The organism is Mycolicibacterium vaccae NBRC 14118 = CIP 105934, assembly GCF_001552715.1.
Classification (GTDB): domain Bacteria; phylum Actinomycetota; class Actinomycetes; order Mycobacteriales; family Mycobacteriaceae; genus Mycobacterium; species Mycobacterium vaccae.
The window spans coordinates 18,469-41,788 of the sequence record NZ_BCRS01000022.1; the positions used below are offsets into that span (position 1 = coordinate 18,469).

At 69.3% G+C, this 23,320-nt stretch carries 20 protein-coding genes; 15 read left to right on the top strand and 5 right to left on the bottom strand.

Features of this window, described 5'->3' with window-relative positions; genetic code table 11:
• Positions 1–2: 2 nt before the first annotated feature.
• Complete coding sequence (locus MVA01S_RS06755) at positions 3–1,040, bottom strand: oxygenase MpaB family protein (RefSeq protein WP_003931957.1); 1,038 nt, start codon at positions 1,038–1,040, stop codon at positions 3–5.
• Positions 1,041–1,119: 79 nt separating this feature from the next.
• On the opposite strand from MVA01S_RS06755, the gene MVA01S_RS06760 reads away from it, so the two are divergent.
• Positions 1,120–1,989: an adenylate/guanylate cyclase domain-containing protein gene (locus tag MVA01S_RS06760; protein ID WP_051015330.1), complete on the top strand. Its 870-nt coding sequence runs from the start codon at positions 1,120–1,122 to the stop codon at positions 1,987–1,989.
• 8 nt (positions 1,990–1,997) lie between these two features.
• On the top strand, positions 1,998–2,783 hold the full coding sequence (locus MVA01S_RS06765) for a rhomboid-like protein (RefSeq protein WP_174538857.1): 786 nt from the start codon (positions 1,998–2,000) through the stop codon (positions 2,781–2,783).
• Here the strand turns inward: MVA01S_RS06765 and MVA01S_RS06770 are convergent.
• Complete coding sequence (locus tag MVA01S_RS06770) at positions 2,765–3,064, bottom strand: hypothetical protein (protein ID WP_003931960.1); 300 nt, start codon at positions 3,062–3,064, stop codon at positions 2,765–2,767. The genes MVA01S_RS06765 and MVA01S_RS06770 overlap by 19 nt on opposite strands.
• Before the next feature lie 206 nt (positions 3,065–3,270).
• Between MVA01S_RS06770 and pheS the strand changes: the two genes are divergently transcribed.
• Together pheS and pheT are read left to right on the top strand one after the other, a co-directional pair.
• Positions 3,271–4,314, top strand: a complete 1,044-nt coding sequence (pheS, locus tag MVA01S_RS06775; RefSeq protein ID WP_003931961.1) for a phenylalanine--tRNA ligase subunit alpha — start codon at positions 3,271–3,273, stop codon at positions 4,312–4,314.
• A complete protein-coding gene (pheT, locus tag MVA01S_RS06780; protein WP_003931962.1) occupies positions 4,314–6,800 on the top strand; it encodes a phenylalanine--tRNA ligase subunit beta in 2,487 nt (828 codons plus the stop codon). Before pheS ends, pheT begins: the two co-directional genes overlap by 1 nt.
• Before the next feature lie 2 nt (positions 6,801–6,802).
• Here the strand turns inward: pheT and MVA01S_RS06785 are convergent, their stop codons facing one another.
• Complete coding sequence (locus MVA01S_RS06785) at positions 6,803–9,961, bottom strand: ATP-binding protein (RefSeq protein WP_040542192.1); 3,159 nt, start codon at positions 9,959–9,961, stop codon at positions 6,803–6,805.
• Positions 9,962–10,083: 122 nt separating this feature from the next.
• Between MVA01S_RS06785 and argC the strand changes: the two genes are divergently transcribed.
• From argC to MVA01S_RS06840, 11 genes are read left to right on the top strand one after another with little or no spacing between them, the layout of a single operon-like run.
• Positions 10,084–11,118 carry an N-acetyl-gamma-glutamyl-phosphate reductase gene (gene argC, locus MVA01S_RS06790; RefSeq protein WP_040542265.1) on the top strand — a complete coding sequence of 345 codons (1,035 nt, stop codon included), beginning with the start codon at positions 10,084–10,086 and terminating at the stop codon, positions 11,116–11,118.
• Complete coding sequence (argJ, locus tag MVA01S_RS06795) at positions 11,115–12,311, top strand: bifunctional glutamate N-acetyltransferase/amino-acid acetyltransferase ArgJ (protein WP_003931965.1); 1,197 nt, start codon at positions 11,115–11,117, stop codon at positions 12,309–12,311. The genes argC and argJ overlap by 4 nt, the downstream gene beginning before the upstream one ends.
• Positions 12,308–13,180: an acetylglutamate kinase gene (gene argB / locus MVA01S_RS06800; protein ID WP_003931966.1), complete on the top strand. Its 873-nt coding sequence runs from the start codon at positions 12,308–12,310 to the stop codon at positions 13,178–13,180. The genes argJ and argB overlap by 4 nt, the downstream gene beginning before the upstream one ends.
• Entirely contained in the window at positions 13,177–14,364 is a 1,188-nt protein-coding gene (locus MVA01S_RS06805; RefSeq protein ID WP_003931967.1) for an acetylornithine transaminase, read from the top strand. Before argB ends, MVA01S_RS06805 begins: the two co-directional genes overlap by 4 nt.
• Positions 14,361–15,296: an ornithine carbamoyltransferase gene (gene argF, locus MVA01S_RS06810; protein WP_003931968.1), complete on the top strand. Its 936-nt coding sequence runs from the start codon at positions 14,361–14,363 to the stop codon at positions 15,294–15,296. Before MVA01S_RS06805 ends, argF begins: the two co-directional genes overlap by 4 nt.
• On the top strand, positions 15,293–15,778 hold the full coding sequence (locus MVA01S_RS06815) for an arginine repressor (protein WP_003931969.1): 486 nt from the start codon (positions 15,293–15,295) through the stop codon (positions 15,776–15,778). Before argF ends, MVA01S_RS06815 begins: the two co-directional genes overlap by 4 nt.
• Before the next feature lie 27 nt (positions 15,779–15,805).
• The gene (locus MVA01S_RS06820; protein ID WP_003931970.1) at positions 15,806–17,011 is read left to right on the top strand and encodes an argininosuccinate synthase; all 1,206 of its coding nucleotides are present in this window, start codon (positions 15,806–15,808) and stop codon (positions 17,009–17,011) included.
• Between the two features lie 25 nt (positions 17,012–17,036).
• Positions 17,037–18,449, top strand: coding sequence for an argininosuccinate lyase (gene argH, locus MVA01S_RS06825; protein ID WP_003931971.1), 1,413 nt, complete (start codon positions 17,037–17,039; stop codon positions 18,447–18,449).
• Positions 18,450–18,471: 22 nt separating this feature from the next.
• Positions 18,472–19,062 (top strand): hypothetical protein, encoded by a 591-nt coding sequence (locus MVA01S_RS06830; protein WP_003931972.1) that lies wholly within the window; start codon positions 18,472–18,474, stop codon positions 19,060–19,062.
• On the top strand, positions 19,059–19,628 hold the full coding sequence (locus MVA01S_RS06835) for a hypothetical protein (RefSeq protein ID WP_003931973.1): 570 nt from the start codon (positions 19,059–19,061) through the stop codon (positions 19,626–19,628). Before MVA01S_RS06830 ends, MVA01S_RS06835 begins: the two co-directional genes overlap by 4 nt.
• Complete coding sequence (locus MVA01S_RS06840) at positions 19,625–20,128, top strand: hypothetical protein (protein WP_110765657.1); 504 nt, start codon at positions 19,625–19,627, stop codon at positions 20,126–20,128. Before MVA01S_RS06835 ends, MVA01S_RS06840 begins: the two co-directional genes overlap by 4 nt.
• Here the strand turns inward: MVA01S_RS06840 and MVA01S_RS06845 are convergent.
• Both MVA01S_RS06845 and MVA01S_RS06850 read right to left on the bottom strand, forming a co-directional pair.
• Positions 20,106–21,392, bottom strand: a complete 1,287-nt coding sequence (locus MVA01S_RS06845; RefSeq protein ID WP_003931975.1) for a hypothetical protein — start codon at positions 21,390–21,392, stop codon at positions 20,106–20,108. The two genes, MVA01S_RS06840 and MVA01S_RS06845, sit on opposite strands and share 23 nt — an antisense overlap.
• Entirely contained in the window at positions 21,393–23,216 is a 1,824-nt protein-coding gene (locus tag MVA01S_RS06850) for an ABC-F family ATP-binding cassette domain-containing protein (RefSeq protein ID WP_003931976.1), read from the bottom strand.
• Between the last annotated feature and the right edge of the window lie 104 nt (positions 23,217–23,320).

Below are 23,320 nucleotides of genomic sequence, written 5' to 3' on the forward strand. Positions count from 1 at the left end.
GTTCAGGCTGCCTTATGGCGTCCGCGGGCCGGACGGCCCCCCGCCAAAGAGAACGTCGTGTGCACCAGTGAACCGACCCGGTCCAGCAGCGAACGCTGCGGCGGCAGGTAGTGCATGGGCATGTGCCGGCGGTCCCGCGGGGGTGCCATGAACGCCGGCGCCTCCACTAGAGGGGCGTCGGCGGCGATCTTGCCCTCGGCGCGGCGGTAGGCCGCCACCGCGCGCGGGTGCAAGCGGATCTCGTCGGGCACCGCGAGGAAGGCTAGCTCGACCAGCTTGCCGAACAGACGCAGCACGATCTCGTCGCCCGGTGTCCACCGCATGCCCGCCCGCTCGCGCACCACCGGATCGAAAACCCCTGCGGCGACCCAGCGTTGCGCGCCGATCATCGGTTTGAAGATCTGGTCCCACAGTGGCGTGGGCAGCGCCACGAACCACGGCTTGGGGATCCGCATCGAGAAGATGTCCAGCGTCGCCTTGTTGATCTCCAGCTCCTCGCGGCACTTGCGGTCCCAGTACTCGCAGAACGCCTCCCACGATGTCGGAACCGGCTTCATGCTCATCCCGTACATCCGGTACCACTGCACGTGTTCGTCGAAGAGCTGTTGTTTCTCGGCTTCGGTCAGGCCGCCGCAGAAGTACTCCGCGGTCTTGATGATCAGCATGAAGAACGTCGCGTGCGCCCAGTAGAACGTCTCGGGATCGAGCGCGTGATAGCGCCTGCCGTCGGCGTCGACTCCCTTGATCGTGTGGTGGAACCCGCGGACCTGCGCGCCGGTCTGCGCGGCGCGATCACCGTCGTAGACCACGCCCATGATCGGATACACCGAGCGGGCCACCCGCTGCAGAGGCTCGCGCAGCAGCACCGAATGGTCTTCGACCCCGGCGCCCAGTTGCGGATACATGTTCTGGATCGCGCCGATCCAGACGCCGAGGATGCCGGTCCGCACGTCGCCGAAGTACTTCCACGTCAGGGATTCCGGGCCCAGGGGATGGGCGTCGGAGGTCCGGGCGGAGTCCGCCGTCGCCGTTGATCGCACCCTTTCCACGATAGGCGCTGACAACAATCGTTGTCTATGGATCGGAAGTCGTCCCGGACGGCTCGATTAGGCTTGCGCCGTGGACGACGACCCGCCGGGTGAACCAGCAGGCCGACGGTCTGCAGGACCCGTGGGCTGGTTGCAGGGCGTCAATCACCACGACGGGATCATCGCGTTTCTGCGCCGCACCCGGCGTGCGCTGCCCGGTGACCCCGAGTTCGGCGATCCGCTCTCGGTCAGCGGGGTGGGCGGTCCGCGCGCGGCCGCCCGTGCAGCCGACCGGATCCTGGAACGTGACGCGGTGACCCGAGAGGTCAGCCTCGGTGCGCTTCAGGTGTGGCAGGCGCTGACCGAACGGGTCTCGGGGCGTCCCGCCAACGCCGAGGCCACCCTCGTGTTCACCGACCTGGTGGGATTTTCGGCATGGTCGCTGGAAGCCGGCGACGACGCGACTCTGCGCCTGCTGCGCCGGGTAGCGCAGGTCGTCGAACCCCCGCTGCTGGAAGCCGGCGGGCACATCGTCAAGCGCATGGGCGACGGCCTGATGGCGATGTTCGCGGAACCCACCACCGCGGTCCGTGCCGTCATTGCGGCCCGACAGGCTGTGAAAGCCCTTGACTTCGACGGATATACGCCGCGGATGCGGGTCGGGGTCCACACCGGCCGACCGCAGCGGATCGGATCAGACTGGCTGGGCATCGATGTGAATCTGGCTGCCCGAGTGATGGAACGCGCCACGCGCGGCGAGCTCGTCGTCTCCGAGGCCACCCTGGACCGCATCCCGGACGAGGAGTTTCAGACTCTCGGGGTGACGGCCAAGAAACTCCGCAGGCCGGTGTTCGCGGCACGGCAGGACGGAGTGCCGCCCGACTTCACCATGTACCGGCTCAGAACTCTCAGGCAGTTACCAGCGGACGAGGACGGCGACGAGGTGCCCGCCGGCGGATAGTGGGCCCGGTGCGGGTCACCTTGTGCTACACGACGCTCGTCGCCGCGGTCACGGCGGTGACCGTGCAGATGGCACCGGACCGGTACGCCGCCCTCGTCCGGCACGTCAGCACCAACCTGCACAACCTGGGTCACGGCCGGTTCGTGACGCTGATCGGCAGCGCGTTCGTGGTCGACGCCGGGCCGGTCTACCTGTGGCTGCCCGGTCTGGTGTGTCTGCTTGCTGCGGCCGAAATGCTCTGGGGAGGCTGGCGATTGGTGCAGACAGTGGTGGCCGGCCATGTCGTCGCGTCGCTGGTCGTGGCCGCGGGCCTGGCGGTGGCGGTGCATATGGGCTGGTTGCCCGCAGCGATCGCCCGCGCCTCCGACACCGGGATCAGTTACGTCGCGATGGCCGCGTTGGGCGCGCTGACCGGGGCGATCCCGTCGCGGTGGCGCCCGGCCTGGAGGGGGTGGTGGGGCGCGGCCGCGGTGATGGTGCTCGCGGGCGGTCCCGACTTCACCGACGTCGGACACCTACTGGCGTTGGCCATCGGAGCCACGCTGTCACTGCGCTTCGGTGTCCCGTCGGGTTGGACCGGGCCGAGGATCACGCTGTCGGCGGCCGGCGCGGTGTTCGGGTATCTCGTGCTGACCGGCGGCGCAGAATCGACCGGCTACGGCGTCGCGTGGGGTGCTCTGGGCGCTCTGTGGTGTGCCGGTGTTGCACGACTGTGGCGCGGGCGAAACGAAGCGAGGCACCTCCCGGCGGGAGGTGCCTCGGCTCCGGTCTCCGGTCAGCGCACGTCGACGTAGTAGATGCTGCCGGTCTTGCTCTGCTGGTAGGTCCGGTCGTTGAAGTAGTCGCGGACCGTCGAGCGCAGGTCGCCGCCCTTGTTGATGCCGACGACGGTGGCCTGGCTCAGCGGGGCATCGGAGAGACGGTTGACCACGACCCGGTTGCCCTGGGCCTCCAGCCGGCTGATCGTCTGGTCGGCGTTGCCTCCGGTGGGGGCGGCCGACGCGGGGACGGCCAACCCGACGGCGGCGGCGCTCAGACCGGCGGCGATGGTGGTGGCGATGGTGAGGTTCCTCATGGTTCTGCTCTTCCCTTTATCTCGGGTCGGAGCCGTGGAGCAAGTCGCGCGGTTCGACTTCGGTGGTGATGGATCTTGATGATCTGAACCCTTAAACCTGCAGCTCACCGCATAAATTCCGGTGGCAGTATTTGATCGGCGATTGGCAGAAGTTCGTCGTTGGAGGCAGACGGAGTGCGCGGGAACGCATCGCCTATGATCGCCGGGTGGCTGATCAGCCAGGAGACCTAACAGACCAAGCGCTGGCCGAAGCGGTCAGCGCAGCCGAGCGTGCCTTCGACCAGGCCGCGACCCTCGACGAACTCGCCAGGGCCAAGACCGAGCACCTCGGTGATCGGGCCCCGATCGCCGTCGCGCGGCAGGCGCTGGGCTCGCTGCCCAAGGCCGAACGGGCCGACGCCGGAAAGCGGGTCAACGTCGCGCGCACCGAGGCCCAGCGGCTCTACGACGACCGGTTGGCGGTGTTGCGTGCCGAACGGGACGCCGCGGTGCTGGTCGCCGAGCGCATCGACGTCACGCTGCCGACGACCCGTCAGCCGGTCGGGGCCAGGCACCCGATCACGATTCTGGCCGAGAACGTCGCCGACACCTTCGTCGCGATGGGCTGGGAGCTCGCCGAGGGACCCGAGGTCGAGACCGAGCAGTTCAACTTCGACGCGTTGAACTTCCCACCCGACCATCCGGCGCGCAGCGAGCAGGACACGTTCCACGTCGCCCCGGACGGATCTCGGCAGGTGCTGCGGACCCACACCTCACCGGTGCAGATCCGTGCGCTGCTGGAGCGGGACCTGCCGGTGTACATCATCTCGATCGGGCGCACGTTCCGCACCGACGAACTCGACGCCACCCACACCCCGGTTTTCCATCAGGTCGAGGGCCTCGCGGTGGACAAAGGCCTGACCATGGCGAACCTGCGCGGCACGCTCGACGCGTTCGCCCGCGCGCAGTTCGGCCCCCAGGGCCGTACCCGGTTCCGGCCACACTTCTTCCCGTTCACCGAGCCGTCCGCGGAGGTCGACATCTGGTTCCCGAACAAGAAGGGCGGACCCGGTTGGGTCGAGTGGGGCGGCTGCGGCATGGTGAACCCGAATGTGCTGCGCGCCTGCGGTATCGACCCTGAGGTGTACTCGGGCTTCGCGTTCGGCATGGGTCTGGAGCGCACGCTGCAGTTCCGCAACGGCATCCCGGACATGCGCGACATGGTCGAGGGTGACGTGCGGTTCTCGCTGCCTTTCGGGGTGGGGGCCTGATGCGCCTTCCGTACAGCTGGCTGCGCGAGGTCGTGCAGGCGGGCGCTCCGGGCTGGGACGTGTCCGCCGAGGAGCTGGAGCAGACGCTGATCCGCATCGGCCACGAGGTCGAAGAGATCATTCCGGTCGGTCCGGTGACCGGTCCGTTGACGATCGGCCGGGTCGCCGAGATCGAGGAACTCACTGAGTTCAAGAAGCCGATCCGCGCGTGCAAGGTCGACGTGGGGGAGTCGGAGCTGCGTGACATCGTCTGCGGAGCAACGAACTTCGCGGTCGGTGAGTTGGTCGTGGTCGCGCTGCCCGGAACGGTGCTGCCCGGTGATTTCACCATCGCCACCCGCAAGACCTACGGACGCACCTCCGACGGCATGATCTGCTCGGTTTCAGAACTCAACCTCGGGTCGGATCGTTCCGGAATCCTGGTGCTGCCGCCGGGCACCGCCGAGCCGGGCACCCCGGCGGCCGGCGTGCTCGGACTCGACGACGTGGTGTTCCATCTGGCGGTCACCCCGGACCGGGGCTACTGCCTGTCGGTGCGCGGGATGGCGCGGGAGATCGCCAACGCCTACGACCTCGAGTTCGTCGACCCCGCCGACGTCGCACCACTGCCTGTCGAGGGCGAGGCACTGCCGGTGAGCATCGAACCGGGCACCGGTGTGCAGCGGTTCGGTCTGCGCCCCGTCGCCGGAATAGATCCGAAAGCGGTGTCCCCGTGGTGGATTCAGCGCCGACTGATGCTCAGCGGCATCCGCGCGATCTCGCCCGCGGTCGACGTCACCAACTACGTCATGCTCGAGCTGGGCCACCCGATGCACGCCCACGACCGCAGCCTCATCACCGGCGGGTTCCGGGTCCGGTTCGCCGAGCCGGGGGAGAAGGTGGTCACCCTCGACGACGTCGAACGCACTCTTGATCCCGTCGACGTACTGATCGTCGACGACGTCGCGACCGCGGCGATCGGCGGGGTGATGGGCGCCGGCACCACCGAAGTGCGCGAGAGCACCACCGACGTCCTGCTGGAGGCGGCCGTCTGGGATCCCGCGGCGGTGTCGCGGACCCAGCGTCGGCTGCGTCTGCACAGCGAGGCCGGCCGGCGTTACGAGCGCACCGTCGACCCTGCCGTGTCGGTCGCCGCGCTGGACCGCTGTTCTGCGCTACTGGCCGAGATCGCCGGGGGCACAGTCGAACCCAAGCTGACCGACTGGCGCGGTGACCCGCCGCGCGACGACTGGTCGCATCCGGCGGTCAGCATGCCCGCCGACCTGCCCGACCGCACCGCCGGCGTGGAATACCCCCAGGGTGCCGTCCGCAAGCGGCTGACCCAGATCGGCGCCGCGGTCGTCGTGGACGGCGGCACGGTGACGGCCACGCCGCCGAGTTGGCGGCCCGACATCCGCCAGCCTGCCGACCTGGTCGAGGAGGTGATGCGTCTGGAGGGGCTCGACGCGATCCCGTCGGTGCTGCCCGCCGCGCCGGCCGGCCGCGGCCTCACCGCCTCGCAGAGGCGTCGGCGCGCTGTCGGAAAGTCGCTGGCGCTCAACGGGTTCGTCGAGATCCTGCCCACTCCGTTCCTACCCGCGGCGATCTTCGACCAGTGGGGCCTGGCCGACGACGATCCCCGGCGCAACACCACCCAGGTGCTCAACCCGCTCGAGGCCGACCGCCCGAACCTGGCCACCACCCTGTTGCCGGGCTTGTTGGAGGCGTTGAGCCGCAACGTGTCCCGCGGAGCGGCCGACGTCGCGTTGTTCGCGATCGCGCAGGTGGTGGAGCCGACGGCCGAGACCAGGGCCGTCGAGCGCATCCCTAACGACCGGCGGCCCACCGACGAGGAGATCGCGACGCTGGACGCGTCGCTGCCCAGGCAGCCCCAGCACGTCGGCGCGGTACTGGCCGGCCTGCGGGAGCCGGCCGGGCCGTGGGGCCGCGGCCGTCCCGTCGAGGCCACGGACGCGTTCGAGGCCGTGCGGGTCATCGGCCGTGCCGTCGACGTCGAGTTCACCTTCCGGGCCGCGCAGCACCTGCCGTGGCATCCGGGCCGGTGCGCCGAGATCCTCGTCGGGGACGTGGTCGTCGGCCACGCCGGTCAGCTGCATCCCGCGGTGGTCGAGCGCTCCGGGCTGCCGAAGGGCACCTGCGCGGTGGAGATCGACCTCGACGCCGTGCCGCTGGTCGAGCGTCTGCCTGCTCCTGCGGTGTCGCCGTTCCCGGCGGTGCTGCAGGACGTGGCCTTGATAGTGGACGAGGACGTCGCGGCGCAGAGCGTGGTGGACGCGGTCCGTTCGGGTGCCGGTGAGCTCCTCGAGGATGTACGGATCTTCGACGTCTACACCGGCCCGCAGATCGGTGAGGGGCGCAAGTCGCTGGCGCTGGCGCTGCGCTTCCGCGCCCCGGATCGCACGCTGACCGAGGACGAGGCCAGTGCCGCGCGGGAGGCCGCGGTCGCCGCCGCGGCCGCCAACGTGGGCGCCGAGCAGCGCCGCTGAGCTCAGTCGGCAGGTGGATCGAACCCGGCTGCTGTGCACGCCGCCGCGTGTTGTCTTCGCAGCGCACTGAAAGCCGCTGTGTCGCCGTCGTATTCGGCGACAGCCGCGCGAAGGCGCAGCGTGGCGAGCCTGTTGAAGACGAAGCCGTCGTCCGTGGGGATCGCAGCCAGGCGTTCGACGGCAGCCAGCGCCGCGTCGCGATCGAGGGAAGTGCCGCGACGGAGCAGAGACTCGGCAAGCACCGTCGTGGCGACGCCCACCGACAGCATCTCGCCGCTGTCCGTCATCGCAGTGATCGCGGTGCGGGCGAGGTCGATCGCGCTGTCGAGGTCGCCGGCCCGCGCCCGGTGACGGGCCAGCGTCGGAGTCACCAGACTCGCGGCGTTCATCGTGAATCTGCGACTCGTTGCGAAGTTTTCGGCCGCGCTGAGCAGTTCGATTGCTTCCTGTCCGGGGTCGCCGGCATGGATGAGCGCGATGCCCCGGACGATGCGGGCGAGCGTGAGGGTGTATCCGTCGCCCGCCTGCTCGGCCATCTCCAGTGCCTCGGCGGTCTCCCGCAGAGCCGTGTCGTCGACCCGCCGTGCACCGACCGGCACCGCGAGGATGTACTTGTAGACCACCGAGATGATGTGATTCATCGGGTCCAGGCCCCTGGCCATCCGGATCGCGGTGTCGGCGTCGGATCGCCACCCGTGCATCCCCAGACACAGCCGATACAGCCCCCGCATCCTGATCGCGGCGACGGCGGGGCGGCTGAACAGGACGTCGCTTCGTACCCCGGGATCGGTGGCGAGCGCGGAGGCGCGTTCGGCGAGGTGCAGCGCTTCGCGAAGTTCTCCCACCTCTGACTTGGCATACCCCAACGCCAACAGGAGAGCCGGTGTCAATGCCGGATCGTCGATCGATCCGAGCAGGGATGTCAGGTCCGCGATCAGTGGATTCGCCTCGTGATGCCGATGTTGGCCGGCGAGGGCCAGGATCATCCCGGCAGTCCCGATGGCCAGGGATCGGTGGTCGCCCGACCCCGTGCACAGGATCCGCAACTCGTCGAAGCCCGTTTCGTCGAGATCGCCGCCTGTCTTCCAGATTTCGGCGCAGAGCTTCGTCAGCGCGGTGATCAACCGCGACACCCGTTCCGGGTCGCCCTCGGGCAGATGGGCTGCCGCGTGGCGGGCGCGTTGCCAACTTGCCCGGGCGGCAGAGCGGTCCCTGCTGTTGAGCCACGCACCGGCGCGCATATGCCAGTCGAATGCCTGTCGAAGATCCCCGGCGGTGTGAAGGTGGGCCGCGATCAGGGCGGCGTTCGGGTGGGCCTTCCCCGGGTCCTCACCTGCCAGCTTCGCCGCGGCCCGTCGATGTAGTTCAGTTCGCGTCGCCCTCAGCTGCGATTCGTAGGCCACCGTCCGCACGACGGGGTGACAGAAGGCGAAGCCTGCCGCCGGAAGCTCGGCCGCAGGCTCCACGAAGTCCGCGTCACAGAGCTCGGTGAGCGAGGTCGCCACCGGCACGCTCTCGTCCACCAGCGCCTCCAGAAGACCTGTATCGAAATGCATCCCGATCACGGCACCGGCGTAGAGCACCGATTTCGCCGCGGACCCGAGACGGTCTATACGGGCGGCAACGGTGGCCTGCAGGGTGGGCGGCACCGGAATATCGGCAAGCGGGCGGGCGCATCGGTACCGACCGCGTGCGCCCCGCAGAACACCGCGCTCAGCCAGGTCTCTCACGATCTCTGTCACGAAAAAAGGGTTGCCGGAGGAGGTCTCGACAATCTGGTGCGTCAGCGCCTGCAGTGACGGATCGGTGCCGAGCAGCTCCGACAACAGGGCGGTGGTGTCTCCTTCCGCCAGAGGTGGCAGGACGATCGACACCACGCCGCGCAGATCGGCGAGCGCACCCGAGTATTCCGGTCGGTGTGTGATCAGCTGCAGTGAGGCCGACGTGGCCGGGGCCTCGGCCATGCCGGCGAACAGGGATTCACTTGCGGCGTCGATCCAGTGCGCATCCTCGATCACATAGAGGGTCGGGGTGGCTCGGTCGAAGAGGCATCGTCGCACCAGCGCGGCGACCCGTCGCTGGCGCGCCTCCGGACTGATGCCGGACAGCACCGGCGTTGCGTCGGCGATCCCGAGCAGGTCGTCGAGCAACAGCAGGTCGTGTTCGGCGGCGCCGGCCAGTGCCTTGCGCACCTGACTCCGTGCCGTTGCGTTGTCGCGGCCGGTGACGGTGAACACCGACCGCAGCAGGTTGGCGACCGCCCCGCCGGAGATGCCCCGGGTATGTGACTCGCACTGTGTCGTGTGCACCTCGACGAAACGGTCGACAGCCATGCGGGTCACCTCGCGGCGGACGCGGGTCTTGCCGATTCCCGCGGGACCCGCGACACGGACTGCACCACCTTCCCCGGACACCGCACGGTCCAGAAGCGCCGCGATGGATGCGAGCACCTCGGCGCGTCCGACGAGCGCTGGTTCCCCGTGTGTCCGGGGTGTCAATGGATCGTCGGGGACGGCCAACAGGCGGCGCACCGGAACGGGGTGGGGCTGCCCCTTCACCGGCACCGCCTGCGGTGGCCCGAGAACCGCGGCGTGCTCCACCTGTGCGGCGGTGCTCTCACTGAGCATGACGCCGTCGGGCGGGGCGACGGACTCCATCCGCTGTGCCAGACCGACGTGCTCGCCGATGGCGGTGTATCCGAGCGCTCGTGTGCCGATCTCGCCGGCGATGACCTGCCCGGAGTTCAGTCCCACCCGCAGATGCAGTGCGACACCGTCGCGTGCGCGAACCCCGACTGCGACTTCGCGCGCCTGTTCGCATACTCCGAGTGCGGCCCGGCACGCCAGCAGCGCATGGTTCTCCAGTGCGAACGGAGCGCCGAACACCGCCATCACGCCGTCGCCGGTGAACTGGCTGACCACGCCTCCATGGAGTTCGACGACGTCGGTCGCGCGGTCCACGAGTTCGGCCATGATCTCGCCGAGACGCTCGGGTCCGACGGTTCTGGCGATGTCCATCGATCTCACGACATCGGCGAACATGACGGTGACCTGCTTGTACTCGCCGGCGACCGCACGGGGTGCGCGCGCCCCGCAGCGGTCGCAGAAGCGGGCCTCAAGGCGTAGCGCCAGGCCACACGCTCGGCAGGAATGTGGTTCCATCGGAACCCCCGCGAAGTGTCGAAACAGGTCGAGAACAGCGTAGGCGGCGACTGCCGGTGACGGCCCCGGACAGCTGATAATGAATTTGCATATCCATGCATAACCATGCAAAACTGTTCGGCATGGTTTCAGTCGCGGTCGCCGGTGCCAGCGGTTATGCCGGCGGAGAGATTCTACGTCTGCTCCTCGGTCATCCCGCGCTTGCCGACGGCAGGCTGACGATCGGCGCGCTGACCGCCGCCTCCAGTGCAGGAACGGCGCTGGCCGAGCACCACCCACATCTGCTGCCGCTCGCCGACCGTGTGCTGGAGCCCACCGAGCCCGAGGTGCTGGCCGGCCACGACGTCGTCTTCCTCGGCCTGCCGCACGGTCATTCCGCCGCACTGGCCGAGCAGCTGGGCCCGGACGTCCTGATCGTCGACTGCGGCGCCGACTTCCGGCTCACCGACGCAGGTGCCTGGCGGCGGTTCTACGGTTCCGAGCACGCCGGCAGCTGGCCCTACGGGCTGCCCGAACTTCCCGGTGGCCGCGAGCGGCTGCAGGGCGCCAAGCGTGTCGCGGTGCCCGGCTGCTATCCCACCGCCGCGCTGCTGGCGCTGTGGCCCGCCCTGGCCGAGGGCCTCGTCGAGCCCGCGGTGACCGTCGTCGCGGTCAGCGGGACCTCCGGAGCCGGCCGGGCGGCCAAGGTCGACCTGCTGGCCGCCGAGGTCATCGGATCGGCACGGGCGTACAACATCGGCGGCAAGCACCGGCACACTCCCGAGATCGCTCAGGGGCTGCGCGCGGTGTCCGGCGGGGACGTCACGGTGTCCTTCACCCCGGTGCTGATCCCGACGTCCCGCGGCATCCTCGCGACGTGCACGGCCCGCACCGACGCGACGGCTTCGCAGTTGCGGGCCGCCTACGAAAAGGCCTACCACGACGAGCCTTTCGTCTACCTGCTGCCCGACGGCCAGCTGCCCAAGACAGGCGCGGTGATCGGAAGCAACGCCGCGCAACTGGCGATCGCGGTCGACGAGGACGCGTCGACGTTCGTCGCGGTCGCCGCCATCGACAATCTCGTGAAGGGAACCGGAGGAGCGGCTGTGCAGTCGATGAACCTCGCGCTGGGCTGGCCCGAGTCCGAGGGGCTCTCCACTGTGGGGGTGGCCCCGTGACGCGGCTGCTGCGCACCCAGGGCGTCACCGCGCCTGCCGGATTCCGGGCCACCGGCATCGCCGCCGGGATCAAGGCCTCCGGAAAACTGGACCTGGCGCTGGTGTTCAACGAAGGCCCCGACCACGCGGCCGCGGGCGTGTTCACCCGCAACAAGGTCAAGGCCGCCCCGGTGCTGTGGTCCCAGCAGGTGCTGACCACCGGACGGCTGCGCGCGGTCATCCTGAACTCCGGCGGCGCCAACGCCTGCACCGGCCCGGGCGGATTCCAGGACACCCACGCCACCGCCGAGGCGGTTGCCGCGGCGCTGTCGGACTGGGGCACCGAGACCGGGGCGATCGAGGTCGCCGTCTGTTCGACCGGTCTGATCGGCGACCGCCTGCCGATGGACAAGATGCTCGCCGGCGTGCGTGAGGTCGTGCAGGAGATGGCCGGCGGCCTGACCGGTGGCGAGGAGGCCGCGCGCGCCATCATGACCACCGACACCGTGCCCAAACAGGCTGCACTGCACCACGAGGACAAGTGGACCGTCGGCGGGATGGCCAAGGGTGCCGGCATGCTCGCCCCGTCCCTCGCAACGATGCTCTGCGTCATCACCACCGACGCAGTGGCCACCCCGGAGGCGCTGCAGGCCGCGCTCAAGAAGGCGGCCGCCCGCACGTTCGACCGGCTCGACGTCGACGGCAGCTGCTCGACCAACGACACCGTGCTGCTGCTGTCCTCGGGCGCCAGCGAGGTCACCCCCAGTCAGCAGGAGCTCGACGACGCGGTGCTGCGGGTGTGCGACGACCTGTGCGCGCAACTGCAGGCCGACGCCGAAGGCGTCACCAAACGCGTCGTGGTCACCGTCACCGGCGCCGAGAGCGAGGACGACGCGCTGACCGCCGCGCGGGTGATCGCCCGTGACAGCCTGGTCAAGACCGCGCTGTTCGGCTCCGACCCGAACTGGGGCCGCGTGCTGGCCGCGGTCGGCATGGCGCCGGTCAAGCTCGATGCCGACCGGATCACCGTGTCGTTCAACGGTTCCCCTGTCTGCGTCGACAGCGTCGGCGCCCCGGGAGCGCGGGAGGTCGACCTGTCCGGCGAGGAGATCGCAGTCGTCGTCGACCTCGGCGTCGGCTCCGGCGCCGCGTCGATCCGCACCACCGATCTGTCCCACGCCTACGTCGAAGAGAACTCGGCCTACAGCTCATGAGCATGACGACGCCGGAGAAGGCGCAGGTCCTCGCCGACGCGCTGCCGTGGCTGACCGCGCTGAACGACAAGATCGTGGTGGTCAAGTACGGCGGCAATGCGATGACCGACGACCGCCTCAAGGCCGCGTTCGCCGCGGACATGGTGTTCCTGCGCAACTGCGGGATCCACCCCGTGGTGGTGCACGGCGGCGGCCCGCAGATCTCGGCCATGCTCAAGAAGCTCGGCATCGCAGGGGATTTCAAGGGCGGCTTCCGGGTCACCACGCCCGAGGTGCTCGACGTCGCGCGGATGGTGCTCTTCGGTCAGGTCGGCCGCGAGCTGGTGAACTTGATCAACGCCTACGGTCCCTACGCCGTCGGCATCACCGGTGAAGACGCCCACCTGTTCACCGCGGTGCGCCGCACCGTGATGGTCGAGGGCGTGGCCACCGACATCGGACTGGTCGGTGACGTGGAGAAGGTGAACACCGACGCCGTCCTGGACCTCATCGACGCCGGCCGGATCCCGGTGGTGTCGACGATCGCCCCGGATGCCGCCGGCCTGGTCTACAACATCAACGCCGACACCGCCGCGGCTGCGCTGGCCGAGGCGCTCGGCGCCGAGAAGCTGCTGATGCTGACCGACGTCGAGGGGCTCTACACACGCTGGCCGGACCGCGATTCACTGGTCAGCCAGATCAATTCGGACGCACTGGCAGAACTGCTGCCCACGCTGGAGGCGGGCATGGTCCCCAAGATCGAGGCGTGCCTTCGGGCGATCGACGGCGGCGTGCCGAGCGCACACGTCATCGACGGCCGGGTGGAGCACTGCGTGCTCGTCGAACTGTTCACCGACGAAGGAGCGGGCACGAAGGTGGTTGGGGCATGACCGACGGGAACCTGCTGGACCGCTGGTCGGCGGTGATGATGAACAACTACGGCACGCCGCCGCTGGCTCTGGCGAGCGGGAACGGCGCCGTCGTCACCGACACCGACGGCAAGACCTACGTCGATCTGCTCGGCGGCATCGCGGTCAACGTGCTGGGCCACGGCCACCCCGCGGTGATCGAGGCGGTCAACCGCCAGATGCATACCCTCGGGCACACCTCGAACCTCTACGCCACCGAACCCGGTGTCGCGCTGGCCGAATCGCTCGTCGGGCTGCTCGGCGCACCGGCCAAGGTGTTCTTCTGCAACTCCGGCACCGAAGCCAACGAGGTCGCGTTCAAGATCACCCGGCTCACCGGCCGGACGAAGATCGTCGCCGCCCAGGGCGCCTTCCACGGTCGCACCATGGGATCGCTGGCACTGACCGGGCAGCCGGCCAAACAGGCGCCCTTCGAGCCGCTGCCGGGTTACGTCACCCACGTGCCCTACGGGGACGTCGAAGCGCTGCGCGCCGCCGTCGGCGACGACACCGCCGCGGTGTTCCTGGAACCGATCATGGGGGAGGGCGGCGTCGTCGTCCCGCCCGCCGGCTACCTGGCCGCCGCGCGCGAGATCACCTCCGCGCACGGTGCACTGCTGGCGCTCGACGAGGTGCAGACCGGCGTCGGGCGCACCGGAACGTTCTTCGCCCACCAGCACGACGGCGTCACTCCCGACATCGTCACACTGGCCAAGGGCCTGGGCGGCGGACTGCCGATCGGAGCCTGCCTGGCCGTCGGCGACACCGCCGACCTGCTCACCCCCGGGCTGCACGGCAGCACCTTCGGCGGAAACCCGGTGTGCACCGCCGCGGCGCTGGCGGTGCTGAAGGTGCTGGCCGACGACGGTCTGGTGGAGCACGCCGACGTGCTGGGTAAGACGATCGCCCACGGCATCGAAGCGCTCGGACATCCGCTGGTCGACCACGTCCGCGGTCGGGGGCTGCTGCGCGGCATCGTGCTCACTGCCGACGCCGCCAAGCCCGTCGAGAACGCCGCCCGCGAGGCCGGTTTCCTCGTCAACGCCGCCGCGCCGGCCGTCGTGCGGCTCGCGCCACCGCTCGTGCTCACCGAGGCGCAGGCCGAGGCTTTCCTCACGGCACTTCCGTCCATCCTCGACCAGGCGGCACAGGAGACATCTCGATGACCCGGCATTTCCTTCGCGACGACGACGTCTCACCCCAGGAGCAGGCCGAGGTGCTGGCGCTGGCCGCCGACCTCAAGAAAGACCGGTTCAGCCGCCGCCCGCTCGAGGGCCCGCGCGGGGTCGCGGTGATCTTCGAGAAGAACTCGACGCGCACCCGGTTCTCGTTCGAGATGGGTATCGCCGAGCTCGGCGGGCACGCCGTGGTGGTCGACGGTCGCAGTACCCAGCTGGGACGTGAGGAGACCCTCGAAGACACCGGCCAGGTGCTGTCGCGCTACGTCGACGCGATCGTGTGGCGTACCTTCGCTCAGGAACGATTGACCGCGATGGCCTCGGGTTCGCGGGTGCCGATCATCAATGCGCTGTCCGACGAGTTCCACCCGTGCCAGGTGCTGGCCGATCTGCAGACGCTGGCCGAACGCAAGGGCGCGCTGAAAGGGTTGCGGCTGGCCTATTTCGGCGACGGCGCCAACAACATGGCGCACTCGCTGATGCTCGGCGGGGTGACCGCGGGTATCGACGTCACCATCGCCGCCCCGCGGGGTTTCGAGCCGCACCCGATGTTCGTGGCCGCGGCCGAGACCCGTGCCCACCAGACCGGCGCCACCGTCAGCCTGACCGACGATCCGGTTCGCGCCGCCACCGGCGCCGACGTGCTGGTCACCGACACGTGGACCTCGATGGGGCAGGAGAACGACGGGCTCGACCGGGTGCGGCCGTTCCGCCCGTTCCAGGTCAATGCCGAGCTGATGTCCCATGCCGACTCCGAAGCAGTTGTGCTGCACTGCCTTCCGGCGCACCGCGGACACGAGATCACCGACGAGGTGATCGACGGGCCGCAGAGCGCGGTCTGGGACGAGGCCGAGAACCGGCTGCACGCCCAGAAGGCGCTGCTGGTGTGGTTGCTGGAGCGGGCGGGGACCGGGCGATGACCGCGGCCAGTACCCGGGCGGGCCGGCAGGCCCGCATCATCGCGCTGCTGTCGGCGCAGTCGGTGCGCAGCCAGAGCGAGCTGGCCGCGCTGCTGGCCGACGAGGGCATCGACGTCACCCAGGCGACCCTGTCGCGCGACCTGGAGGAGCTCGGTGCGGTGAAGCTGCGCGGCGCCGACGGCGGGGTCGGGGTGTACATCGTCCCGGAGGACGGCAGCCCCGTGCGCGGTGTGGCCGGCGGTACCGAACGGGTGTCGCGGCTGCTCGGTGACCTGTTGGTGTCCACCGACTGCAGCGCCAACCTTGCGGTGCTGCGCACCCCGCCGGGCGCGGCCCACTACCTGGCCAGCGCACTGGACCGGGCCGCGCTGCCGTACGTGGTCGGGACCGTCGCCGGTGACGACACCATCCTGGTCATCGCCCGAGAACCGATGACCGGCGCCGAACTGGCCGCCACCATCGAGAACCTTTCCAAAGCCTGAAGTAGTTCAACAAGAAGGAGTTTCGTTATGTCCGAACGCGTCATCCTGGCGTATTCCGGCGGTCTGGACACCTCGGTGGCCATCAGCTGGATCGGTAAGGAGACTGGTCGCGAGGTCGTGGCGGTGGCCATCGACCTCGGGCAGGGCGGCGAGGACATGGAGGTCATCCGGCAGCGCGCCCTGGACTGCGGCGCCGTCGAAGCCGTCGTCATCGACGCCCGCGACGAGTTCGCCGAGCAGTACTGTCTGCCCGCCATCCAGTCCAACGCCCTCTACATGGACCGCTATCCGCTGGTGTCGGCGCTGAGCCGGCCGTTGATCGTCAAGCACCTCGTCGACGCGGCCCGCGAACACGGCGGCGGCATCGTCGCGCACGGTTGCACCGGCAAGGGCAACGACCAGGTGCGTTTCGAGGTCGGATTCGCCTCGCTGGCACCCGATCTGAAGGTCCTCGCGCCGGTGCGTGACTACGCGTGGACGCGGGAGAAGGCCATCGCGTTCGCCGAGCAGAACGCGATCCCGATCAACGTGACCAAGCGGTCGCCGTTCTCGATCGACCAGAACGTCTGGGGGCGGGCGGTGGAAACCGGCTTCCTGGAGCATCTGTGGAACGCCCCCACCAAGGACGTCTACGACTACACCGAGGACCCGACCGTCAACTGGAGCACCCCGGACGAGGTGATCGTCGGATTCGAAAAGGGAGTGCCGGTGTCCATCGACGGCAACCCCGTCACGGTGCTGCAGGCCATCGAGCAGCTCAACGCGCGCGCCGGGGCCCAGGGTGTGGGCCGCCTCGACGTCGTCGAGGACCGGCTCGTCGGCATCAAGAGCCGCGAGATCTACGAAGCCCCCGGCGCGATGGTGCTCATCACCGCACACACCGAGCTCGAGCACGTCACGCTGGAGCGTGAACTCGGCCGGTTCAAGCGCACCACCGACCAGAAGTGGGGCGAGCTCGTCTATGACGGCCTGTGGTTCTCGCCGCTGAAGACCGCGCTGGAGTCGTTCGTCGCCAAGACCCAGGAACACGTCAGCGGTGAGATCCGGTTGGTGCTGCACGGCGGTCACATCGCGGTCAACGGCCGGCGCAGCGCCGAGTCGCTGTACGACTTCAACCTCGCCACCTACGACGAGGGCGACACCTTCGACCAGTCGGCGGCCAAGGGGTTCGTGCACGTGCACGGCCTGTCGTCGAGCTTGTCGGCACGCCGGGACCTGGCGGGGGATCGATGAGCCGCTTGCGCGAAGAGCAACAGCCGTGAGCACCAACGAGGGTTCCCTGTGGGGCGGCCGGTTCGCCGACGGCCCCGCGGACGCCCTTGCCGCACTGAGCAAGTCGACACACTTCGACTGGGTGCTGGCGCCCTACGACGTCGCGGCGTCCAAAGCGCATGCTCGCGTGCTGTTCCAGGCCGGCCTGCTGACCGAGGAGCAGCGTGACGGGTTGCTGGCCGGGCTGGACAGCCTGGGCTCCGACGTCGCCGACGGCAGCTTCGGGCCGCTGGTCTCCGACGAGGACGTGCACGGCGCACTGGAACGCGGCCTGATCGAGCGGGTCGGCCCCGACCTCGGCGGGCGACTGCGCGCCGGACGGTCCCGCAACGACCAGGTGGCCACGCTGTTCCGGATGTGGTTGCGCGACGCGATCCGCCGGGTCGCCGACGGTGTGCTCGATGTGGTGGGGGCGCTGACGACACAGGCGGCCGCCCACCCGACCGCGATCATGCCGGGCAAGACGCACCTGCAGTCGGCGCAGCCGGTGCTGCTGGCCCACCACCTGCTCGCGCACGCACATCCGCTGCTGCGCGATGTGGACCGGCTCGCCGACTTCGACGCCCGGGCCGCGGTGTCCCCGTACGGATCGGGCGCGCTGGCCGGCTCGTCGCTGGGCCTGGACCCCGACGCGATCGCCGATGAGCTGGGTTTCGCAGCGGCAGCGGACAATTCGATCGACGCGACGGCATCCCGCGACTTCGCGGCCGAGGCGGCGTTCGTGTTCACGATGATCGGGGTGGACCTGTCTCGGCTGGCCGAGGACATCATCCTGTGGAGCACCACGGAGTTCGGCTACGTCACACTGCACGACGCGTGGTCGACCGGCAGCTCGATCATGCCGCAGAAGAAGAATCCCGACATCGCCGAACTGGCCCGCGGTAAGTCCGGCCGGTTGATCGGCAACCTCGCCGGGCTGCTGGCCACCCTGAAGGCCCAGCCGCTGGCGTACAACCGGGACCTGCAGGAGGACAAGGAACCGGTCTTCGACTCGGTGGCCCAGCTGGAGATGCTGTTGCCGGCGATGGCCGGACTGGTCTCCACGCTGAGCTTCGATGTGGACCGGATGGCCGAACTCGCCCCGCTGGGCTACACGCTGGCCACCGATGTCGCCGAATGGCTGGTGCGCCGCGGCGTGCCGTTCCGGGTGGCGCACGAAGCCGCGGGTGCCGCGGTGCGTGCTGCCGAGGCCCGGGGTATCGGTCTGGAGGAGCTCGCCGACGCCGAACTCACCGGCATCCATCCCGCGCTCACCCCGGAGGTGCGCGACGTGCTCACCACCGAGGGGTCGGTCAACTCGCGCGATGCACGCGGCGGCACCGCGCCCGTCCAGGTGGCCCGGCAGCTCGGCGCGGTGCGCGACGTGTCGGACTCGTTGCGACTGCGCCTGCGGCGGTAGCCGGGCGTTACCATCCATCGGCATGGACACCCGTGCCGCGCGCCGGTGGCTGGCCTCGCGCAAGGTGAGCCACTGGTGGAGAGCCGCACTGGCGGCGATTCTGGCGGTCGCGGCGCTGTTCGGCGGTCTCGATCCCGTCAACACCAAGGCCACACCGTTCGCGCCGGGGGAGGAGTTCAGCGACGGGCAGTTCACCGTCACCGTCGAACGGGCCCGTCTGGTCGAGGAGATCCGAGGTGGGGGACGCGTTGTCGGGACGGCCAAACCCGGCCGCAGGTATCTGGGAGTGGTCGCCACTCTGCGCAACGATGCGACGATGCCGGGACGGCTACGCAACGAGCTCGACGTCCGGGACGTGCCCGACAAGGAGTTCCATGGTGTCTTCCGGTTCCGGGACGGCTCGCCGATCCAGAACCTGGGGCCCGGGCTGACCGAGCAGCTCGTGTTCGCCTGGCTCGTCCCCGACCGCGTGCTGGATGCGGGTGACCTGTTGACCATCCGGATCTGGAAGAAGCACCACCGTCAACTGATGGTCACCTACGGCGGGGAGGAGTGGCTCGACAGCCTGACCGACTACGGCGTCACCGAACTCCCGGTGGGAACGCCGTCGTGACCGATCGGAGCGTGAAACTCGGGACGGTGTGGTCGGCGGTCGCGGTCGTCGTCACCGTCTCGGCGGCCGCGGTGATCTGGCACCACCTCCCGGCGCCCACCGATCTGTACGGCCCCTTCGACGTCCGCGGCGCGGCGGGCGACCGTGTCCAGGGCCGCGCAGTCGCCGCCACGGTGACCTCGGTACGTGTTGCGCCGCAGGTCAACTCGGTGACGGCGGCCGGCGACTGGGTTGTCGTCGACACCACCATGGAGGCGACACGCTCCACCGAGCTTCCCCGAGCAGATCTGATCGTGGGTCCGAACCGATACCTGCCGTCGGACCGGTTCTTCGGAAAAACCCTGATGGCAAAGATCTCCCCGGGTATCACCCAACGCGGCAGTTGGGTGTTCGACGTCGCCTCGGAACTCGTCGCGCCGGACGCCACCGAACCCATCACCCTGCGGGTATGGGTGGGCAGCGACATCCTGGATTCCCGTCTGGTCATCGATGTTCCCGCAGGCGACCCGCGCATCGCCAGGGCAGGCGATGTGGAACTCACCCCTCCGGAACTGAGTGCAGAATGAGCCGCATGGCGGCGCTGTGGCAGCGCAATCTCGTCGGCACCGTCGTGGTCGCCTGTGCGGTGAGCGCTTTCGTCGCGCTCGATTTCGGACCGCCGTGGGCGGCCTACCGGAACACGTTGACGCCCGAGTTGGTCATTCCCGACGGTCGCAGCGGTACCGCGGACGGCCAGACCTGGAGGGTGGACTCCATCCGGTACCTCAATCGCACCCCGCTGAGCTTCGGCCCGCAGCTTCCGCAGGGCACGGTGCTCACGGTCATCGTCGTCGACTGGTCCGGGACCCCGCGTCCGGGCTACTGCAAAGGTGTCCTCACCGACGGGGAGCGACGGTGGGATGCCGAAGGAGTCGGCGGTTTCAGTCCGATCCCACCGGAGGGGGTCAAACCGCTGTGCGACAAGCCGGGCCGGATCCAGTTCGGCTTCGTGCTGCCGTCGGATGCGGTGCCCACCGCGCTGGATGTCACCCACGACGGCCAGATCACGGCGCGGATGCTGTTGTAGCGTCCTTCGGGCGGACGTGCTCCAGGCAGTACGCGACCGTGGAGGCGATCAGACACACTCGAAGCGGCTCGATGATCAGGTGTGAGACGAACACGAGCGCCGGTTGTGCCCAGTCCCAGAACGACATGGCATGGGGGCCGACAGCCCAGGCCACGCCCCGGAACAGGTACCCGGCCCGCACCTCCGGCCGGTAGAAACTGCCCGCCATGTCCGACCACGCCAACCCGAGATAGCCCAACACATAAAGCGACAACGCCAGCACACCGCCGTGCAGGATGAGCCGCGCCGAGTCGACGATGGTCCGGTAATTGCCCAGCCGCGACAGCACCCAGTCCCGTGCCTCGCTGCGGTGGACATCGGGCAGGCGCGACCACCGGGCCCGCACCTGATGCTCCCGGGCGGCCGCCACTTCGAACACCCGGTCGGCCCGTCGGCCTGCGACCCGGCGCGCGGCGCCGCGCCAGTCCTCAGGCATGGTGACGCCGTAGATGATCGCACCGACCGCCAGCCACAGCAGCGGTATCGTCGCGCCGCCGAACACGGTGCTCACCGCCCACGCCGCGGTATCCCAGAGCAGCTCCAGAGGACGCAGGTGGGAGAACAGATCGGCGCGGGTCTCGTTGAACCACACAACGATCCGCCGCTCGGCCAGCCAGCCGGTGGGATTGATGAAGAACGTCAGGTCCTTGCTCGCCGCGAAACTCACACCGAGAAACACCCACAGAGCGTCCACATAGACCCGGACGGTGATCATCCAGGCGGGCAGGCTGTCCTTGAACCGGCTGAGCGCATACCGCAGGGCGAGCGCGGCGAAGATCAGTGCCCAGGTGAGCGCGCTGACCGGCAGGGTCTCCGGGTGCAGCTCGGTGACTCCCGGTGTGGCCACGGCGTCGTCGATCCGATACTCGAGCGCCCGTGCCTGGAACGCGATCCAGTCCTCGGCGAACAGCTTCCACGCCAGATAGATCGCGAAGAACGGCACGATGACCGTCGAGAACACGTCGATGCCGCGCGCCGACCTCCGGGGCAGCGCCGCCAGGACCGGGATCGCAGACCGCAGCACGAAGAACATCGCGACATAGGACCCCAGACGGGCCAGCCCGGCCAGCGGCATGATGAGCGAGGCCCAGACGTCGTTGTCATGGCCGGCCCACGCCGCCAACTCGATGGCGCCGCGCCGCCCGAGCATTCCCAGCAGATAGCACGCCGCCAACTGCGGCCAGTAACGTACGCAAAGCACGAACGGCCGCAGCAGAGAGTTCATCTAGCTCTCGAAATGTTCCGAGAGCTCTAGCCAGCGTGACTCCTGTTCGGCCACTTGGCTCTCCAGCTCGCGCAATTGCGCGGTGAGCCGACCGAGCCCGACGTGATCGGACTGGTCGTGCGCGGCCATCTCGTCGTGCTTGGCTTTGATGCGGTCGGCCAGCTTGGCCAGCGACCGGTCGATCGACGAGATCTCTTTCTCCACGCTGCGCAGTTCGGCGCCGGACAGCCCCTCGGTGACAGCTGCTGGTTTCGCACGGGGTGCGGTGCTCTCCGGCTGTGCCGCGGAGAGCCGGAGGTACTCGTCGATGCCGCCCGGCAGATGCCGGAGCCGACCGTCGAGAATCGCGTACTGCTGGTCGGTGATGCGCTCAAGCAGATAGCGGTCGTGGGAGACCACGATCAAGGTGCCCGGCCAGGAGTCGAGCAGATCCTCGGTCGCGGTGAGCATGTCGGTGTCGACGTCGTTGGTCGGCTCGTCGAGCACCAGCACGTTCGGCTCCGACAGCAGCACCAGCATCAACTGCAGCCGGCGGCGCTGACCGCCGGAGAGTTCACCGACCCGCGCGGACAGATGCTCACGGGCGAAACCCAGCCGCTCGAGCAGCTGAGCGGGCGTCACGTCCTTGCCGTCGATCTGGTAGGTCGTCTGCAGGCGGGCGAGCACTTCGCGCACCATGTCGCCGGCCAGCGGTTCCAGCTCACGGGATTCCTGGTCCAGGACGGCCAGTTGCACGGTCTTGCCGCGCTTGACCCGGCCCGAGGTCGGCGTCACCGTGCCCGCGATCAAACCGAGCAGCGTGGACTTCCCGGCGCCGTTGGCGCCGAGGATGCCGGTGCGTTCACCGGGGGCGATCCGCCACTCGATGTCGCGCAACACTTCCCGGTCCGCGGATCCCTCGGCCCCTGCCGGGTAGCTCACCGACACGTCGAGCAGGTCGATGACGTCCTTGCCCAGCCGGGCCATCGCCGCGCGGGACAGCTCCACGCTGTTGCGCAGCGGCGGGACATCCGAGATCAACGCGTTGGCGGCATCGATCCGGAACTTGGGCTTCGACGTCCGTGCGGGCGGGCCGCGACGCAGCCAGGCCAGCTCCTTGCGCATCAGGTTCTGTCGCTTGGCCTCAACGGCCGCGGCCTGGCGGTCACGCTCCACGCGCTGCAGCACATACGCGGCGTAGCCGCCCTCGAACGGTTCCACGATGCTGCCCTGGGTACGGCCGGAGCCGGGGGGATGGACTTCCCACGTGGTGTTGGCCACCTCATCGAGGAACCACCGGTCGTGGGTGACCACCAGCAGCCCGCCCGATCCGCGGGCCCATCGCTGCTTGAGATGCGCGGCCAGCCAGGTGATTCCCTGGATGTCGAGGTGGTTGGTGGGCTCGTCGAGCGCGATGACGTCCCAGTCGTCGATCAGCAGCGCAGCCAGCTGGACGCGGCGGCGCTGACCACCCGACAGGGTTCCGACCTCGGCGTCGAACGGGATGTCGGAGACCAGACCACCGATCACGTCGCGGACCCTCGACACACCGGCCCACACGTGGTCGGGTTGGTCACCGACCAGCGACCAACCGACGGTGCGCTCGCGGTCCAGTGTGTCGGCCTGGTCCAGCGCCCCGACCCGCAGACCGCCACGGCGCGTCACCCGGCCGCCGTGCGGCGCGATACGTCCGGTCAGCAGACCCAGCAGGGTGGATTTGCCGTCGCCGTTGCGGCCGACGACGCCGATGCGGTCGCCTTCGCTCACTCCGACGGTCACCGAATCGAAGACCACCCCGGTGGGGTACTCCAGGTGGAGGTTTTCGCCTCCGAGCAGGTGTGCCATCGCCCGCCGACCTTAGCCGGTAGGCCCCGACGGCACCCAATCGACGGCTGCCCGATTAGCCGGGAACAGCCATGGGGGCTGTGCCATGATGTCGGCGGCAGTCG